Genomic DNA, 16970 nt, shown 5'->3' on the forward strand with positions numbered 1-16970 from the left:
GTGGTTTCGGCGATGAACGATTTCAGTGGGATCGACGGCTTCCTCGGCACGAGGGCCTCCTCGGCCATGGACATGATGGTGCTGTTGATGGCACTTGTGGTCGTGGTCCTCGGTTGGAGCGTCTATCAGGTCAGGGTCGGCAGGCGCTTCCGGTTGCACAGGTCGGTGCAGCTGGCACTCGGCGTCGCGCTGCTCGTGGCGGTCGTCCTTTTCGAGTTGGACGTGCGCTTCAATGGGTGGGAGGAGCGGTCCGCGGGTGTTGTCGGCGGCTCGGCGTCGAGCCTGGTGTGGTCGGTGCTGTGGGTCCACCTGGTCTTCGCCGTCTTCTCGGTCCTGCTGTGGCCGGTGGTAATCGTTCGGGCGATGCGGAACTTCGGCAGCTCGCCGCAGCCAGGGGTCCACAGTGCGTGGCATCGGCGATGGGCTCGGATCGCCGCGATCGGCATGACCTTGACCGCGGTGTCCTGCTGGGCCTTCTACTGGGTTGCATTCGTCGTCTGACCTCAGCCCGCGGCCCTGAATATGAATGGGCTTGCATGATGATGCATAATCAATCGTATGGTCACTTCAGCAGCTTCCTCAGGCCCGGCGTCCACGCCGATCCGGGTCGCCATCGCCGGTGCGAGCGGATACGCGGGCGGTGAGGTCCTTCGACTGCTGTTGGGGCACCCCGCCTATCGCGACGGCTCGCTGACCATCGGCGCCCTCACTGCGGGAAGCAACGCGGGCAGCACGCTCGGCGAACATCATCCGCACCTGCTGCCGCTGGCCGATCGCGTCCTCGAGCCGACGACCGTCGAGCAGCTCGCCGGCCACGACGTGGTGTTCCTCGGTCTGCCGCACGGCAATTCGGCCGAGATCGCCAAGCAGTTGCCGGAGAGCACCGTCATCATCGACTGCGGCGCCGACTTCCGGCTGGCGAGTGCGGCGGACTGGGAGAAGTACTACAAGAGCGAGCACGCCGGGACCTGGCCGTACGGCCTGCCGGAACTGCCGGGCCACCGGGAGAAGCTCGTCGGCGCGACCCGGATCGCGGTCCCCGGCTGCTACCCGACCGCGGCCAGCCTCGCCCTCGCCCCCGCGGTCGCGGCCGGGATCGTCGAGCCTCGGGTGACCGTGGTCGCGGTCAGCGGCACCTCCGGTGCGGGCCGCGCGCCCAAGGCCGACCTGCTCGGCTCCGAGGTGATGGGGTCGGCCCGGGCGTACGGGGTCGGCGGCGTGCACCGGCACACTCCCGAGATCATCCAGAACCTCTCGCCCCTCGCGGGCACCGAGGTCACCGTGTCCTTCACCCCGGTGCTGGCGCCGATGCCCCGTGGCATCCTGGCCACCTGCACCGCGCCGACCACCGTCACCGAGGCGGAGGCTCGCGCGGTGTACGAAAAGGCCTACGCCGATGAGCCTTTCGTGCACGTGCTGCCCGAGCACGTCTTCCCGCAGACCGGCGCCGTGATCGGATCCAATGCCGCCCAGATCGGCGTCACGGTCGACGCCGACGCGGGCCTGCTCGTCGTCATCGCCGCCATCGACAACCTCACCAAGGGAACCGCGGGCGGCGCCGTGCAATCGATGAACCTTGCCCTTGGCCTGCCCGAGACCGATGGTCTCTCGACAGTGGGAGTAGCCCCGTGAACACCACCCCCGTCATCCCCGACTCGGTCGCCGTCGCAGGCGGCAAGCTCGTGCGCACCCAGGGCGTCACCGCGCCTGCCGGGTTCCGTGGCGCAGGCATCGCGGCGGGCATCAAGGTCAGCGGACGCCAGGACCTGGCCCTGGTCTTCAACGAGGGCCCGGACACCGCCGCCGCCGGGGTGTTCACCAGCAACAAGGTCAAGGCCGCGCCGGTGCTGTGGTCGCAGCAGGTGCTGACCGGCGGCAGGGTCCGCGCGGTCGTGCTGAACTCCGGCGGCGCCAACGCCTGCACCGGCGCGCCCGGATTCCAGGACACCCATCAGACCGCCGAGCACGTCGCCGCGACGCTGAGCGACTGGGGCACAGAGACCGGCGCCGGGGAGGTCGCGGTGTGCTCGACCGGACTCATCGGAGACCGGCTGCCGATGGACAAGCTCCTCGCGGGCGTCACCGAGATCGTGCACGAACTGGCGGGCGGGATCTCTGGCGGCACCGACGCCGCCTACGCGATCATGACCACCGACACCGTGCCGAAGCAGGCTGCGCTGCATCACACGAACAAGTGGAACGTCGGTGGCATGGCCAAGGGTGCGGGCATGCTCGCCCCCGCGCTGGCCACCATGCTCTGTGTCGTCACCACCGACGCGATCGCCACCGCCGAGCAGCTCGACGAGGCGCTCCGCAACGCGACCCGGCTGTCCTTCGACAGGCTGGACGTGGACGGCGCGACCTCCACCAACGACACCGTGCTCCTCCTCGCCTCGGGTGCGAGTTCCGTTGCGCCCAGCCAGGAAGAGCTCAACGCCGCCGTGCTCGCGGTCTGCGACGACCTGGCCGACCAGCTGATGGCCGACGCGGAGGGCGTGACCAAGCGGGTCACCGTCACGGTGTCCGGTGCGGCCTCCGAGCAGGACGCGCTCGTCGCCGCTCGGACCGTTGCCCGCGACAGTCTCGTCAAGACGGCGCTCTTCGGTTCCGACCCGAACTGGGGCCGCGTCCTCGCTGCCGTCGGTATCGCCCCGATCGAGCTCGACCCGAACCGGATCTCGGTGTCCTTCAACGGAAACCCGGTCTGCATCGACGGGGTCGGCGCGCCCGGCGCCAGGGAGGTCGACCTCTCCGGCATCGACATCGCGCTGCGGATCGAGCTCGGCGTCGGTGATGCCGAGGTCTCCATCCGCACGACCGACCTCTCGCACGCGTACGTGGAAGAGAACTCGGCGTACTCGTCATGACCCGGCACATCGACAGCATCGAGCACATCACCGCCACCGAGAAGGCACACGTCCTCGCGGAGGCACTGCCCTGGCTGGAGCGGTTCCACGGAAAGATCGTGGTGGTCAAGTACGGCGGCAACGCGATGGTCGACGACGACCTCAAGCGGGCCTTCGCCGCGGACATGGCGTTCCTGCGCACCGTCGGCATCCACCCTGTCGTGGTGCACGGCGGCGGCCCGCAGATCAATGCCATGCTTAAGCGTCTCGGCATGGAGGGTGAGTTCCGCGGGGGCTTCCGTGTCACCACCCCCGAGGTGATGGACGTGGTCCGGATGGTGCTGTTCGGTCAGGTGGGGCGCGAGCTCGTCGGCCTGATCAACAGCCACGGCCCGTACGCGGTCGGGATCTCGGGCGAGGACGCTCACCTGTTCACCGCGACCAGGCGCACGGTCCAGGTCGACGGGGTGGCTACCGACATCGGGCTCGTCGGCGACGTCACCACGGTCAACCCGGACGCGGTGCTCGACCTGATCGAGGCAGGCCGGATCCCGGTGGTCTCCACGATCGCGCCCGACGCGGACGGGGTCGTGCACAACATCAACGCCGACACCGCGGCCGCGGCGCTTGCCGAGGCGATCGGCGCGGAGAAGCTGGTGATGCTCACCGACGTCGAGGGCCTCTACACCGACTGGCCGGACCGCTCCTCCCTCGCCAGTGAGATCGACTCGGCCGCACTGGAACTGCTGTTGCCGACGCTCGACGCGGGGATGGTCCCCAAGATGGAGGCCTGCCTGCGGGCGGTGCACGGTGGGGTTTCGTCGGCGCACGTGATCGACGGCCGGGTGGCGCATTCGGTGCTCCTGGAGCTGCTCACGGGCGAGGGCATCGGCACCATGGTCACCCAGACGAATCAGGAAGGGCAGTGATGACCGTGCACCCCGTCGCGGCCCTTCCGTCCGCTCCTCGTTGCGTTCCTCGCTTCGCTGTATCCGATTACCGCCACGGTGCCGCACCGACGGCACTTACTACGATGCTCCGGAAGGACCTCGCCTCATGACCGAACCTCTGCAGCAGCGCTGGTCGAACGCGTTGATGGACACCTACGGGGTCCCGCGCCTGGCCCTGGTCCGCGGCGAGGGCGCGGTGGTCACGGACGCCGACGGCAAGCAGTATCTCGACCTGCTGGCCGGGATCGCCGTCAACATCCTCGGACACGCGCACCCCGCAATCGTCGAGGCAGTCACCGCGCAGCTCTCCACGCTCGGCCACACCTCGAACCTGTACGCCACCGAGCCGGGCATCGCGCTCGCCGAGCAGCTGCTCGCGCATCTCGGCGCACACGGGGCGAGCGGCGCGACGGGGGATGTGCACGGCCGGGTGTTCCTGTGCAACTCGGGCACCGAGGCCAACGAGGCCGCGTTCAAGCTCGCGCGGGCCACCGGCAGGCCCAACATCATCGCCGCCGAGAATGCGTTCCACGGCCGCACAATGGGGGCGCTCGCGCTCACCGGGCAGCCCGCCAAGCGGGCGCCCTTCGAGCCGATGCCGCCCGGTGTCTCGCACGTGCCCTACGGCGACATCGAGGCGCTCGACCGGGCGGTCGACGCCGACACCGCCGCGGTGTTCCTGGAACCGATCATGGGCGAGAGCGGCGTCGTCGTGCCGCCCGACGGCTACCTGGCCGCGGCCAGGCAGATCACTGCGGACCGCGGTGCGCTGTTGATCCTCGACGAGGTGCAGACCGGGATCGGCCGCACCGGCTGGTTCTACGCGCACCAGGCCGTCGGGATCGTGCCGGACGTGATGACCCTGGCCAAGGGTCTCGGCGGCGGCATGCCGATCGGGGCCTGCATCGCCACCGGTGCGGCGGCCGAACTGTTCGGGCCCGGTAAGCACGGCACCACCTTCGGCGGCAATCCGGTGTGCGCGGCGGCCGCGCTCGCGGTGCTGCGGACGGTCGCCGATCAGGACCTGATCAGTCATGCGGACACCCTCGGCAAGTCGATCACGCACGGGATCGAGAACCTCGGTCACCCGCTGATCGACCACGTCCGCGGTGCCGGGCTGCTGCTCGGCGTCGTGCTGACCCGGGACGTGGCCCCCGCGGTGGAGGCCGCGGCCCGTGACGCCGGGTTCCTGGTCAACGCACCGGCGCCCGGCGTGATCCGGCTGGCGCCGCCGCTGATCCTCACCGAGGAGCAGGCGAACGGATTCGTCGCGGCACTGCCCGCGATCCTCGATGTGGTGGAGGGACAGAAATGAGCACGACCGTCAAGCACTTCTTGAGGGACGACGACCTCACGCCCGCCCAGCAGGCCGAGGTCCTCGCGCTCGCCGCGGAGCTGAAGCGGTCCCCGTTCGCGAAGCGGACGCTGGAGGGCCCCCGTGGCGTCGGAGTGATCTTCGAGAAGAACTCCACCCGGACGCGCTTCTCCTTCGAGATGGGCATCGCCCAGCTCGGCGGGCACGCGGTCGTCGTCGACGGTCGCAGCACCCAGCTCGGCCGCGAGGAGACGCTGCAGGACACCGGTCGGGTGCTCTCGCGGTACGTCGACGCGGTGGTCTGGCGCACCTTCGGGCAGAAGCGGCTCGAACAGATGGCGGCGGGGGCGACCGTGCCGATCGTCAACGCGCTGTCCGACGAGTTCCACCCGTGCCAGGTGCTGGCGGACCTGCAGACGCTCGCCGAGCGCAAGGGCGAGCTCAAGGGCCTCAAGCTGACCTACCTCGGCGACGGTGCCAACAACATGGCGCACTCGCTGCTGCTCGGCGGCGTCACCGCGGGCATCGACGTCACGATCGCGGCGCCTGCCGGCTTCGCGCCGCTCGACTACATCGTCGAGGCGGCCAGGGCCCGCGCCGAGCAGACCGGCGCGACGATCACGCTGACCGACGACCCGGTCGCGGGCGCCAAGGGTGCCGACGCCCTGGTCACCGACACGTGGACGTCGATGGGCCAGGAGAACGACGGCCTCGACCGGGTCGGACCGTTCCGGCCGTTCCAGATCAACGCCGCGCTGCTGGCGCACGCGGCCCCGGACGTGACGGTGCTGCACTGCCTGCCCGCGCACCGCGGCGAGGAGATCACCGATGAGGTGATCGACGGGCCGCAGAGCGCGGTCTGGGACGAGGCGGAGAACCGGCTGCACGCGCAGAAGGCGCTGCTGGTGTGGCTGCTCGAGCAGCGGGGCGGACCGGGGAGCCGGCCGTGACCACCGCCAAGCCGATGGCGGTGGCGTCGGCGAAGGTCACCGTCGCGCCGACCCGAGCGGGCAGGCAGGCCCGGATCACCGCCCTGCTGTCGGTGCACGAGGTGCGCAGCCAGCCGGAGCTCTCGGCGCTGCTCGCGGCCGAGGGCATCGAGGTCTCCAACGCCACGCTGTCGCGCGACCTCGAGGAGCTCGGGGCCGTGAAGCTGCGGGCCGCGGACGGGGGCGCGGGTGTCTACGTGGTGCCCGAGGACGGCAGCCCGGTCCGCGGGGTGTCCGGGGGTACCGACCGGCTCTCGCGGCTGCTCGGCGAGCTGCTGGTGTCCACCGATGCCAGTGGAAACCTGGCGGTCCTGCGGACGCCGCCGGGTGCCGCGCACTACCTCGCGAGCGCCCTCGACCGGGCTTCGCTGCCCGAGGTTGTCGGAACCATTGCCGGGGATGACACCATTCTTGTTATCGCCCGCGAACCACTCACCGGCGCACAGCTGGCGGAGATGGTCGAGAAACTCGCCTGACGGGTTCGAATCCGCCGGCTGACAACTGAAGATCTTGTGAAGAGTTACAACCTGAAGGAGCACAAAGACCATGGCTGAACGCGTCGTACTCGCCTACTCGGGCGGGCTGGACACCTCAGTGGCCATCAGCTGGATCGGCAAGGAGACGGGCAAAGAGGTCGTCGCCGTCGCCATCGATCTCGGCCAGGGCGGCGAGGACATGGAGGTCGTGCGTCAGCGTGCCCTCGACTGCGGCGCGGTGGAGTCCGTCGTGGTCGACGCCCGCGACGAGTTCGCGAACGAGTACTGCCTGCCGACGATCCAGGCCAACGCGCTGTACATGGACCGGTACCCGCTGGTCTCTGCGATCAGCCGGCCGCTGATCGTCAAGCACATCGTCGAGGCCGCGCGCGCCCACGGTGGCACCGTCGTCTCGCACGGCTGCACCGGCAAGGGCAACGACCAGGTCCGCTTCGAGGTCGGCTTCGGCGCCCTCGCGCCCGACCTCGAGGTCATCGCGCCGGTCCGCGACTACGCGTGGACCCGCGAGAAGGCGATCAAGTTCGCCGAAGAGAACAACATCCCGATCAACGTCTCCAAGAAGTCGCCGTTCTCGATCGACCAGAACGTCTGGGGCCGCGCCGTGGAGACCGGGTTCCTCGAGGACCTGTGGAACGCGCCGACGAAGGACGTCTACGACTACACCCAGGACCCCACGGTCAACTGGAACGCGCCCGACGAACTGATCATCAGCTTCGAGGCGGGCAAGCCCGTCGCGATCGACGGCAAGCCGGTCACCGTGCTCGAGGCCATCCAGGAGCTCAACAAGCGCGCCGGTGCCCAGGGCGTCGGCCGCCTCGACGTGGTCGAGGACCGTCTCGTCGGCATCAAGAGCCGCGAGATCTACGAGGCCCCCGGCGCGATGGTGCTCATCACCGCCCACCAGGAGCTCGAGCACGTCACCCTCGAGCGCGAGCTCGGTCGCTACAAGCGTCAGATGGAGCAGCGCTGGTCCGAGCTGGTCTACGACGGCCTCTGGTTCTCCCCGCTCAAGGACGCGCTGGACTCGTTCGTCGCCAAGACCCAGGAGCGGGTCACCGGTGACATCCGGCTGTTCCTGCACGGTGGCGCGATCACCGTCAACGGACGTCGCAGCCCGGAGTCGCTCTACGACTTCAACCTCGCCACCTACGACGAGGGCGACTCGTTCGACCAGTCCTACGCCAAGGGCTTCGTCAACATCCACGGCCTGTCCTCGAAGGTCGCGGCCAAGCGGGACCTGGGTCTGTAGGCATGTCGGAGAGTTCGCACGGTACGAATGAAGGCGCCCTGTGGGGCGGCCGGTTCGCCTCCGGTCCGGCCGAGGCCATGGCGGCGCTGAGCAAGTCGACGCACTTCGACTGGGTGCTCGCGCCCTACGATGTGCGCGCCTCGCAGGCGCACGCACGGGTGCTGCACAAGGCCGGCCTGCTCAGTGACGCCGACCTCGCGACGATGCTCGACGGGCTGACCCGCCTGGCGGACGACGTGGCCAGCGGGGCGTTCGTGCCTGCGGACTCCGACGAGGACGTGCACGGCGCCCTCGAGCGTGGCCTGATCGAACGGGTGGGCACCGAGGTCGGGGGACGCCTGCGCGCGGGCCGTTCCCGCAACGACCAGGTGGCCACCCTGTTCAGGATGTGGCTGCGCGACGCGGCCCGCCGGGTGGCGGCCGGGGTGCTCGACGTCGTCGACGCCCTCGCCACCCAGGCGGCCGCCCATCCCGACGCGGTGATGCCCGGCAAGACGCACCTGCAGGCCGCGCAGCCGGTGCTGCTCGCGCACCACCTGCTGGCGCACGCGCACCCGCTGCTGCGTGATGTGCAGCGCCTGGAGGACTTCGACAAGCGGGCGGCGGTGTCCCCGTACGGTTCGGGGGCACTGGCCGGTTCGTCGCTCGGTCTCGATCCGGAGGCCATCGCGGCGGAGCTGAACTTCGACTCCTCCGCGGACAACTCGATCGATGCCACCTCGTCGCGGGACTTCGCGGCGGAGGCGGCGTTCGTGTTCGCGATGATCGCGGTCGATCTCTCCAGGATGGCCGAGGAGGTCATCATCTGGAGCACTCCGGAGTTCGGCTACATCACCCTCGCTGACGCCTGGTCGACCGGTTCGTCGATCATGCCGCAGAAGAAGAACCCGGACGTCTCGGAGCTGACCCGCGGCAAGGCGGGCCGGCTGATCGGAAACGTCACCGGCCTGCTCGCGACGCTGAAGGCTCAGCCGCTGGCGTACAACCGGGATCTCCAGGAGGACAAGGAGCCGGTGTTCGACTCGGTGGCGCAGCTCGAGCTGCTGCTGCCCGCGATCACCGGACTGGTCTCGACCCTCGAGTTCCACACCGACCGGATGGCGGAGCTGGCGCCGGCCGGGTTCACGCTCGCCACCGACATCGCGGAATGGATGGTGCGGCAGGGGGTTCCGTTCCGGGTCGCGCACGAGGCGGCAGGTGCCTGCGTCCGGGTCGCCGAGGGCAGGGGAGTCGGGCTCGAGGAGCTGACCGACGAGGAGCTGGCGTCCGTGGATCCGGCGCTGACCCCCGCGGTGCGGGAGGTCCTCACGGTCGCCGGTTCGATCGCCTCGCGTAACGCGCGGGGTGGCACCGCCGGTGTACAGGTCGCCCGTCAGCTCGGCGGCGTCCGCGAGACCTCGCACGTGCGGCGTGCCTGGATCGACCGGTAGGTCACCCCGAGGAGAGCGTGCGGCGGGGTGCGTTCACCGGCTGCGCGCGGGGAATATAGTGTGATCTGAGTCACCATCGATCATCCCTTGGGGGGACGCAGAAGTGAGTTGGTATCCAGAGGTTCTGAACGGCTCGGTGCGTCGTGTCGTGGCCACCGCTCAGAACGGTCTCGAGGTGATTCGGCTGGGCGGCCTGGAGACGGAGGCCCGTCCGTCGCAGTTCCGGGTGGTCGAGCGGGAGCCGATGTTCCGGCTGCGCCGGTACTTCGCGGACGAGGCCACCGACGGCTCGCGGCCGCCGATCGTGCTCGTGCCGCCGATGATGATGTCGGCGGATGTGTACGACGTCGCGCAGGACCAGGGCGCGGTCGGTGTCCTGCACGCGATGGGTCTCGACCCGTGGGTGGTCGACTTCGGGTCGCCGGACAGTGAGGACGGCGGCTGGAACCGCACCCTGGCCGACCACGTCGTCGCCATCAGCGACATCATCGACCGGGTGCACGAGCACACCGGCCGGGACGTGCACCTCGCCGGATACTCCCAGGGCGGAATGTTCTGCTACCAGGCCGCGGCCTACCGGCGGTGCAAGAACCTGGCCAGCGTGATCACCTTCGGGGCGCCCGTCGACACGCTCGCGGCGCTCCCGCTCGGCATCCCGGAGGGCGTCGCGACCAGGGCCGCCGACTTTCTCGCCGATCACGTGTTCACCCGGCTCTCGATCGCGGGATGGATGGCGCGCACGGGCTTTCAGCTGCTCGACCCCGTCAAGACCGCGAAGTCCCGGCTCGACTTCCTGCGTCAGCTGCACGACCGGGAGGCCCTGCTGCCGCGCGAGCAGCAGCGGCGCTTCCTGGCCACCGAGGGATGGGTCGCCTGGTCGGGTCCGGCCGTCGCGGAACTGCTCAAGCAGTTCATCGTGCACAACCGGATGATGTCCGGTGGCTTCGTCATCCAGGAGCGGCTGGTCACCCTCGCGGAACTGAGCTGCCCGATCCTGGCCTTCGTCGGCGAGGTCGACGACATCGGCCAGCCCGTGGCGGTGCGCGGCATCAGGAAGGCGGCACCGCGCGCCGAGGTCTTCGAATCCACCTTGCGTGCAGGCCACTTCGGGCTCGTCGTCGGGTCCGCCGCGGCAACTCAGACCTGGCCGACGGCAGGCGAATGGGTGCGCTGGCGGGAGGGGCTCGGCCCTCGCCCCGAGACCGTCGACGAGATGACCTACGAGGATCAGCCGGCGACGGAGACCGGGGTCTCGGTGAGTGACCGGATCCTGCACACAGGGGCATCCATCGCCGAGGTGGGTGTCGGGATCACCAGGGGTGTACTGGACATCACCTCGCATACGATGCGCGGGACAAGGGAATTGTCCGCCGAGGCGATCCGGGTGCTACCCCGGTTGGCCAGGCTGGGGCAGATCCAGCCGCACACGACGATCTCGCTCGGCAAGCTGCTGGCCGAGGCGGGCGCCAAGTCGCCGAAGGGCGAGTGCTTCCTGTTCGACGATCGCGTGTACACCAACGAGGCCGTCAACACCCGCATCGACAACGTGGTGCGGGGGCTGATCTCGACGGGTGTCCGTCCCGCGGAGCGCATCGGCGTGCTCATGGAGACCAGGCCGAGCGCTCTCATCGCGATCGCGGCGCTGTCGCGGATCGGCGCCGTCGTCGTCATGCTGCCGCCGACCGCCGACCTGTCCGCTTCGGTGCGCCTCGGTGGGGTCCAGACGATCATCACGGACCCGGACAACCTGCGCTCCGCCACCTCGCTCGGGGTCGACGTGCTGGTCCTCGGCGGCGGTGAGTCGCGGGTCCTGGACACCGAACCGAACTCGGCCACCATCGATCTCGAGAAGATCGACCCGTCGAAGGTGAAGTTGCCCGCATGGTACCGACCGAATCCCGGACGCGCACAGGAGCTCGCCTTCGTGTTGTTGAGCCGGTCCGGCGGCCATCTCGAGGCGAAGCACATCACCAATCACCGCTGGGCGCTGTCCGCCTTCGGTACCGCGACCGCGGCGAATCTGGGCCGCGGCGACACGGTGTATTCGATTGCTCCGCTTTACCATTCGTCGGTCCTCCTGGCCACGCTCGGCGGCGCGATCGCCGGTGGATCGAGGATCGCGCTCACCAGGGGTCTCGATCCCGCGCAGTTCGCCGCCGAGGTGCACCGCTACGGCGTGACCGTGGTCGCATACACGTGGACGATGATGCGTGAGCTGGTGAACTGCGAGGACCTGCCCATCGGCCCCGGTCACCCGATCCGGCTGTTCATCGGGTCCGGCATGCCGCGCGGCCTGTGGCTGCGGACGATGGAGCGATTCGAGCCGGCACAGGTGCTCGAGTTCTATGCCTCCACCGAGGGTGCGGTGGTTCTGGCGAACGTCTCGGGTGCCAAGCCGGGCTCGAAGGGACGTCCGCTGCCCGGTAGCACCCCGGTCCGGATCGCCGCGTACGACCCGATCCGGGGCGAGTACCTGGTCGACGAGCAGGGTCTGGTTCGTGAGTGCGGGGTCGGGGAGGTCGGGCTGCTGCTCGGTCACGCGACCCACAACGAGGCGATCAGCGGCGCCATGCGCGGGGTGTTCGGCGCCGGCGACGCCTGGGTGCCGACCGAGCACCTGTTCACCATGGACGCCGACGGCGACTTCTGGATGATGGACGAGAAGGACGCCGTGGTCCGGGCCAAGCGCGGACCGGTGTTCGGGCAACCGATCGTCGACGCCCTCGGCGGGATCGAGCGCGTGGACAACGCGGTGGCCTACGGGGTCGCCGTCGGGGACGAGGAGCTGGCGGTGGCCGCGCTGACGCTGCTCCCCGACAGTTCCCTCAGTGCAGTCGATCTGGCGGATGCCCTCGCCAACCTCGACCCCGCGCAGCGCCCGGACCTGATCCACGTCGTCCCGGAGATCGCGATCAGCAACTCGTACCGGCCCAGGCGCAGCGCCCTCAAGGCGGCCGGACTGCCCAAGCCCGGTGTGCGCTCGTGGTACTACGACCCGGAGAAGGACGGCTATCGCCGCCTGACCCGGGCGGTGATCGCGGAGCTGAAGGAGCAGGGGAGTCGGGCACTGACCGGATAGCCGGGTAGCGTTACCGACGACATCGGCTGTTGCCGACCCCGCCCTTCGCACGCTCGAGAGGACCTTCCGTGGCGCTTGATCCCACCCTGCTGAGCATCCTGGCCTGCCCGCAGGACAAGGGTCCCCTGCTGCTCGTCGACGACGAGTTGCTCTACAACCCTCGGCTGCACCGCGCCTACCCCATCGAGGACGGCATCCCGGTCCTGCTGGTGGACGAGGCGCGGACGGTGGGCGACGACGAGCACAAGGCGTTGCTCGCGCGCGCCACCGGACCTGCCACCGACTAGGTCAGCCAACCGCTCCGGTCAGGTAGCGCTGCACCGTCGGTCCGATCAGGACGACGACCTCGTCGACGGACAGCGAGGCGATCGGTTCGAGCCGGAGCAGGTACCGGGTGATCAGCAGCCCGGACAGTTGCGATGCGACCAGGGTGGCCCGCAGCTGGCCGCTTCCCGGTGGCTCGTCGACCCGCCCGACGAGCTCGCGCAGGATCACCTCGGTGAGGAAGTTACTCACCAGCCCGGTCGACTCGCCGGAGATCGCGGCGCGAAAGGCGGCCAGCACGGCGGTGCCCTGTGGCGACTCCCAGACCCCGAGGACGCCGCGCAGCAGCAGCTCGCCGATCTCCTCGATCGGGGCGTCGAGGACCGCGCTCAGGATCACCTGGGGGTCCACCGGCATGTCGACCGCGGCGAGGAACAGCGCGCGCTTGGTGCCGAAGTAGTGATGCACCAGCGCCGAGTCGACACCTGCCTCCGCGGCGATCGAGCGCACCGAGGTCCTCTCGAAACCGCTGTCCGCGAACTGATTCCGGGCAGCGGTGAGGATGAGTTCCTTGGTGTCCGGATTACCGGGCCTGCGTCCGGACCGCGCCGCGGCCTCGGTGGGACCGCGAGAGGTCATGGCGTTCGCCTGCGCAGCGTCGCCGCGGCGAGGCACAGCGCCACGACCGCGAAGCCGGCGACAACGCCGAGGTCCCGCCACATCACCGCGGTGCTGCCGGGGTATCGCGCGACCTGCTGCAGGGCCTCGACGGCGTAGCTCAGCGGCATCACGTTCGAGATCCATTCCAGCCACTGCGGCAACTGGTCGCGGGGCACCAGCAGGCCGCACAGGAACAGCTGCGGGATCACGATCACCGGCATGAACTGGACCGCCTGGAACTCGGTCCTGGCGAAGGCGCTGCAGAGCAGGCCGAGCGCGACGCCGAGTGTCGCGTCGAGCACCGCGATCAGCACCACCAACCCGACGCTGCCCGAGGTGGTCAGGCCGAGCAGCCCGAACGTCACCAGACAGGCGACGATCGCCTGCGCCGCGGCGGCGAGCGAGAACGCGGTGCCGTAGCCACCGAGCAGGTCCAGCTTGGACATCGGCGTGGTGAGGAGTCGTTCGAGGGTGCCCGAGCTCCGTTCGCGCTGCATCGCGATCGAGGTGACCAGGAACATCACCACGAACGGAAGGATCCCGAGCATGGTGACCGCGATCCGGTCGAACAGCGGCTGCTGGCCGGGTGGCGTCGGCACGTTCACGTACAGGAAGTAGAGCAGCGTCATCAGCAGCGCGGGGACCAGCAGGATCATCGCGACCGTCCGGTGGTCGGCACGGAGCTGGCGGAGGATCCGGCCGGTGCTGGCGGTGTAGATCCGCGCGTTCATGACTGCTGCGCTCCTACGGTGCGGGTGCGGATCAGGGTGAGGAAGGCGTGCTCGAGGCTCGATTGCCCGGTCTCTGTGCGCAGTTCGTCGGGGCTGAGCTGGGCGATCAGGCTGCCCTCGCGCATGAGCAGCAGCTCCGGGCAGTGCTCGGCCTCGTCCATCACGTGGCTGGAGACGAGCAGCGTTGTGCCCGCGGCCGCCAGGTCGGCGAACTGATCCCACAGGTCGGCGCGCAGCACCGGATCGAGCCCGACGGTCGGCTCGTCCAGGATCAGCAGTTCGGGGTTCCCGACCAGGGCGCAGGCGAGGGACACCCGGGCACGCTGGCCGCCGGAGAGCTGTCCGGCCTGTTGGTCCGAGTAGCCGCCGAGCGCTACCGCGTCGATGGCCTCGGCCGCGGCGGCCGCCGGGCGGCCGTACAGCGCGGCGAAGTACCGGACGTTGTCGCGGACCGAGAGGTCGAGGTAGACGGTGGGGGACTGGGTGACGTACCCGACCCGGCGGCGCAGCGATGCCGATCCGGCGGGTTCGCCGAATACGGTGACCGAGCCCGATTCGACGATCTGGGTCCCCACGATCGCCCGCATCAGGGTCGTCTTACCGCAGCCTGACGGTCCGAGCAGCCCGGTGATGGATCCGCTTGTGACGCTCAGGTTCAGCGCGTGCAGCACTTCGTTTCTGCCTCGCCGGACGACGAGATCGGAGATCTCGATCGCCGGGCGGGTGGTCGATCCGGGCATCGAAGCCTCAATTCATCGAGTGATGAAATCATCCTTGGATGAATTCTCTGCCGGTGATGGGTGGGTGTCAACACCCCGGTGGGCACGACTTCGAGGCACAATCGGCGAGATGTCGGAGCGAGAACTGGCCGCCGCGGATCCCCTCACGGCGGCACGTCTGGTGCTCGGGGCCCGACTCAGCGCGGGCGGGGTCACGGTGCGAGTCGTCGAGGTCGAGGCATACGGCAGTGATCCGGCGGGGCCGTGGCCGGATCCGGCCGCGCATTCCTATCCGGGGCCGACCCCACGCAATGCCGTGATGTTCGGACCTGCGGGCCGGCTGTACGTCTACCTCAGTCACGGCCTTCATCTGTGCATGAACGTCTCCTGCGCGGGCGTCGGCACCGCGGGCGCGGTCCTGCTCAGGGCGGCCGAGGTGATCGACGGCGAGGACATCGTGCGGCGGCGCCGTGGTCCGGACAAGCGTCATCGCGACCTGGCGCGAGGGCCGGGCAACCTCGGGCAGGCGCTCGGAATCACCCTGGCGGACAACGGAACCGACCTTTTCGCCGGCGGGTCCACGCTCCGGTTGCGGCTCGACCCGCTGCTCGATCACGAGGAGGGGCCGCGCGTCGGGGTGAGTCGGGCGGCCGAGTGGCCCTGGCGGCTGTGGGATCCCACCTCGTCAGCGGTTTCCGCGTACCGCCGCAGCCCGCGTGCGTCCGTCGTCCCTGGTGCGGGAGAATCGAGGACGTGACTGTGAACATCATCGACGAACTCCACTGGCGTGGCCTCATCCAGCAATCCACGGACCTCGACGCGCTGCGCACCGACGCCGATGCCGGTCCGGTCACGCTCTATGCCGGCTTCGACCCGACCGGCCCCAGCCTGCACGCCGGTCACCTGGTGCCGCTGCTGGCGCTGAAGCGATTCCAGATGGCCGGACACCGGCCGATCGTGCTCGCAGGTGGTGCGACCGGCCTGATTGGCGATCCGCGCGACGTGGGGGAGCGCACCATGAACTCCGCCGACACCGTCGCCGAGTGGGCGGGCCGTATCCGCGCCCAGCTCGAGCGCTTCGTCGAGTTCGAGGGTCCCGGCGCCGCCGTGATCGAGAACAACATGAACTGGACCGGCAAGCTGACCGCCATCGACTTCCTGCGCGATATCGGCAAGCACTTCTCGGTCAACGTCATGCTGGCCAGGGACACGGTCAAGCGCAGGCTCGACTCGGACGGCATGTCGTACACCGAGTTCAGCTACATGCTGCTGCAGGCGAACGACTACCTGCAGCTCCGCCGCGAGTACGGCTGCACCCTCCAGGTCGGCGGGTCCGATCAGTGGGGCAACATCATCGCGGGCGTCGAGCTCAATCGACGGGTGGACGGGGAGTCGGTGCACGCGCTCACGGTCCCGCTGGTCACCTCCGCCGACGGTAAGAAGTTCGGCAAGTCGACCGGTGGCGGCAGCCTGTGGCTCGACCCGGAGATGACCAGTCCCTACGCCTGGTACCAGTACTTCGTGAACACCGCGGATGCGGACGTCGTCCGGTACCTGCGCTGGTTCACCTTCCTCACCCAGGAGGAGCTCGCCGAGCTCGAGCAGGAGACGCTCGCGCGGCCGCAGGCCCGGGCCGCGCAGCGCCGGCTCGCGGCCGAGATGACGACCCTGGTGCACGGCGAGCACAACACCGCCGCCGTCGAGCACGCCAGTCAGGCGTTGTTCGGCAAGGCCGAGCTGGCAGAGCTGGACGAGTCGACCCTGGCCGCGGCGCTGACGGAGGCGGCGGTCGCGCAGGTGCGGCCGGGTGACGCGAGGACCATCGTCGACCTGCTGGTGACCAGCGGCCTCTGTGAGAGCAAGGGCGCGGCCCGACGCACCATCAAGGAGGGCGGTGCGTCGGTGAACAACCAGCGGATCAGCGCCGAGGAGTGGGAGCCGCAGACCGCCGATCTGCTGCACGGACAGTGGCTGGTCATCCGTCGCGGCAAGCGGAACTTCGCCGGCATCCAGGTCCTGCCCGCCTGAGCCGATCGTCAGGGGTGGCGCGGGTCACATCGATGTGATTCGATGGATTCGCGCCCCCAGGGCGGTGCGCGCGGCCCGCGACCTGCGGGAGTTCCGCGACGCGCGCAGCTGACCTGGGGATTTGACGCTGTGTTCTTGTTCGCGTAACTTTTGTCGAGTCAGAGCGACACGGACACCGACCCGGCCGAGAGGCGCGGGACACGAGGTTGGACG

Annotated in this window: 16 protein-coding genes; 13 read left to right on the forward strand and 3 right to left on the reverse strand. The window is 69.5% G+C overall.

Going from position 1 to position 16970, the window contains the following annotated elements; all coding sequences use genetic code 11:
• The first annotated feature begins 12 nt into the window (after positions 1–12).
• The 11 genes from ABIC28_RS22670 to ABIC28_RS22720 all read left to right on the forward strand — a co-directional run bounded on the left by ABIC28_RS22670 (position 13) and on the right by ABIC28_RS22720 (position 12642).
• Entirely contained in the window at positions 13–501 is a 489-nt protein-coding gene (locus tag ABIC28_RS22670) for a DUF420 domain-containing protein (protein WP_143548500.1), read from the forward strand.
• Positions 502–558: 57 nt separating this feature from the next.
• The gene (argC, locus tag ABIC28_RS22675; protein WP_097213258.1) at positions 559–1632 is read left to right on the forward strand and encodes an N-acetyl-gamma-glutamyl-phosphate reductase; all 1074 of its coding nucleotides are present in this window, start codon (positions 559–561) and stop codon (positions 1630–1632) included.
• On the forward strand, positions 1629–2867 hold the full coding sequence (gene argJ, locus ABIC28_RS22680; protein ID WP_097213259.1) for a bifunctional glutamate N-acetyltransferase/amino-acid acetyltransferase ArgJ: 1239 nt from the start codon (positions 1629–1631) through the stop codon (positions 2865–2867). Before argC ends, argJ begins: the two co-directional genes overlap by 4 nt.
• Positions 2864–3775, forward strand: a complete 912-nt coding sequence (gene argB, locus ABIC28_RS22685) for an acetylglutamate kinase (RefSeq protein ID WP_097213260.1) — start codon at positions 2864–2866, stop codon at positions 3773–3775. The genes argJ and argB overlap by 4 nt, the downstream gene beginning before the upstream one ends.
• A 127-nt stretch (positions 3776–3902) precedes the next feature.
• Positions 3903–5111, forward strand: a complete 1209-nt coding sequence (locus tag ABIC28_RS22690) for an acetylornithine transaminase (RefSeq protein ID WP_209926534.1) — start codon at positions 3903–3905, stop codon at positions 5109–5111.
• The gene (argF, locus tag ABIC28_RS22695; RefSeq protein WP_209926532.1) at positions 5108–6061 is read left to right on the forward strand and encodes an ornithine carbamoyltransferase; all 954 of its coding nucleotides are present in this window, start codon (positions 5108–5110) and stop codon (positions 6059–6061) included. Before ABIC28_RS22690 ends, argF begins: the two co-directional genes overlap by 4 nt.
• A 14-nt stretch (positions 6062–6075) precedes the next feature.
• Positions 6076–6576, forward strand: a complete 501-nt coding sequence (locus ABIC28_RS22700; protein ID WP_209928967.1) for an arginine repressor — start codon at positions 6076–6078, stop codon at positions 6574–6576.
• Positions 6577–6646: 70 nt separating this feature from the next.
• Positions 6647–7846, forward strand: a complete 1200-nt coding sequence (locus tag ABIC28_RS22705) for an argininosuccinate synthase (protein WP_027503207.1) — start codon at positions 6647–6649, stop codon at positions 7844–7846.
• A gap of 2 nt (positions 7847–7848) precedes the next feature.
• Positions 7849–9276, forward strand: a complete 1428-nt coding sequence (argH, locus tag ABIC28_RS22710) for an argininosuccinate lyase (RefSeq protein WP_097213263.1) — start codon at positions 7849–7851, stop codon at positions 9274–9276.
• A gap of 103 nt (positions 9277–9379) precedes the next feature.
• Complete coding sequence (locus ABIC28_RS22715) at positions 9380–12355, forward strand: acyl-CoA synthetase (protein WP_354580989.1); 2976 nt, start codon at positions 9380–9382, stop codon at positions 12353–12355.
• A gap of 68 nt (positions 12356–12423) precedes the next feature.
• On the forward strand, positions 12424–12642 hold the full coding sequence (locus tag ABIC28_RS22720; protein ID WP_209926527.1) for a Trm112 family protein: 219 nt from the start codon (positions 12424–12426) through the stop codon (positions 12640–12642).
• Position 12643: 1 nt separating this feature from the next.
• Here ABIC28_RS22720 and ABIC28_RS22725 read toward each other — a convergent pair whose 3' ends face one another.
• The 3 genes from ABIC28_RS22725 to ABIC28_RS22735 are packed head-to-tail and all read right to left on the reverse strand — an operon-like array spanning position 12644 to position 14750.
• Positions 12644–13258, reverse strand: coding sequence for a TetR/AcrR family transcriptional regulator (locus ABIC28_RS22725; protein ID WP_209926525.1), 615 nt, complete (start codon positions 13256–13258; stop codon positions 12644–12646).
• Positions 13255–14010, reverse strand: coding sequence for an ABC transporter permease (locus ABIC28_RS22730; protein ID WP_077041790.1), 756 nt, complete (start codon positions 14008–14010; stop codon positions 13255–13257). Before ABIC28_RS22730 ends, ABIC28_RS22725 begins: the two co-directional genes overlap by 4 nt.
• Positions 14007–14750 (reverse strand): ABC transporter ATP-binding protein, encoded by a 744-nt coding sequence (locus ABIC28_RS22735; protein WP_354580992.1) that lies wholly within the window; start codon positions 14748–14750, stop codon positions 14007–14009. Before ABIC28_RS22735 ends, ABIC28_RS22730 begins: the two co-directional genes overlap by 4 nt.
• A 109-nt stretch (positions 14751–14859) precedes the next feature.
• On the opposite strand from ABIC28_RS22735, the gene ABIC28_RS22740 reads away from it, so the two are divergent.
• Together ABIC28_RS22740 and tyrS are read left to right on the forward strand one after the other, a co-directional pair.
• Positions 14860–15486, forward strand: coding sequence for a DNA-3-methyladenine glycosylase (locus tag ABIC28_RS22740; RefSeq protein ID WP_097213267.1), 627 nt, complete (start codon positions 14860–14862; stop codon positions 15484–15486).
• On the forward strand, positions 15483–16757 hold the full coding sequence (gene tyrS, locus ABIC28_RS22745) for a tyrosine--tRNA ligase (protein ID WP_269590116.1): 1275 nt from the start codon (positions 15483–15485) through the stop codon (positions 16755–16757). Before ABIC28_RS22740 ends, tyrS begins: the two co-directional genes overlap by 4 nt.
• The last annotated feature ends 213 nt before the right edge of the window (positions 16758–16970 follow it).

It is taken from the genome of Rhodococcus sp. PvR044 (genome assembly GCF_040548995.1).
GTDB classification, from domain to species: domain Bacteria; phylum Actinomycetota; class Actinomycetes; order Mycobacteriales; family Mycobacteriaceae; genus Rhodococcus_G; species Rhodococcus_G oryzae.

Bases quoted from the DNA above. Each gene is read 5' to 3' on its own strand.
- ABIC28_RS22670 (WP_143548500.1), top strand. From the start codon at position 13: ATGAACGATTTCAGTGGGATCGACGGCTTCCTCGGCACGAGGGCCTCC.
- argC (WP_097213258.1), top strand. From the start codon at position 559: ATGGTCACTTCAGCAGCTTCCTCAGGCCCGGCGTCCACGCCGATCCGG.
- argB (WP_097213260.1), top strand. From the start codon at position 2,864: ATGACCCGGCACATCGACAGCATCGAGCACATCACCGCCACCGAGAAG.
- ABIC28_RS22690 (WP_209926534.1), top strand. From the start codon at position 3,903: ATGACCGAACCTCTGCAGCAGCGCTGGTCGAACGCGTTGATGGACACC.
- argF (WP_209926532.1), top strand. From the start codon at position 5,108: ATGAGCACGACCGTCAAGCACTTCTTGAGGGACGACGACCTCACGCCC.
- ABIC28_RS22700 (WP_209928967.1), top strand. From the start codon at position 6,076: ATGGCGGTGGCGTCGGCGAAGGTCACCGTCGCGCCGACCCGAGCGGGC.
- ABIC28_RS22705 (WP_027503207.1), top strand. From the start codon at position 6,647: ATGGCTGAACGCGTCGTACTCGCCTACTCGGGCGGGCTGGACACCTCA.
- argH (WP_097213263.1), top strand. From the start codon at position 7,849: ATGTCGGAGAGTTCGCACGGTACGAATGAAGGCGCCCTGTGGGGCGGC.
- ABIC28_RS22725 (WP_209926525.1), bottom strand. From the start codon at position 13,258: ATGACCTCTCGCGGTCCCACCGAGGCCGCGGCGCGGTCCGGACGCAGG.
- ABIC28_RS22730 (WP_077041790.1), bottom strand. From the start codon at position 14,010: ATGAACGCGCGGATCTACACCGCCAGCACCGGCCGGATCCTCCGCCAG.
- ABIC28_RS22735 (WP_354580992.1), bottom strand. From the start codon at position 14,750: ATGCCCGGATCGACCACCCGCCCGGCGATCGAGATCTCCGATCTCGTC.
- ABIC28_RS22740 (WP_097213267.1), top strand. From the start codon at position 14,860: ATGTCGGAGCGAGAACTGGCCGCCGCGGATCCCCTCACGGCGGCACGT.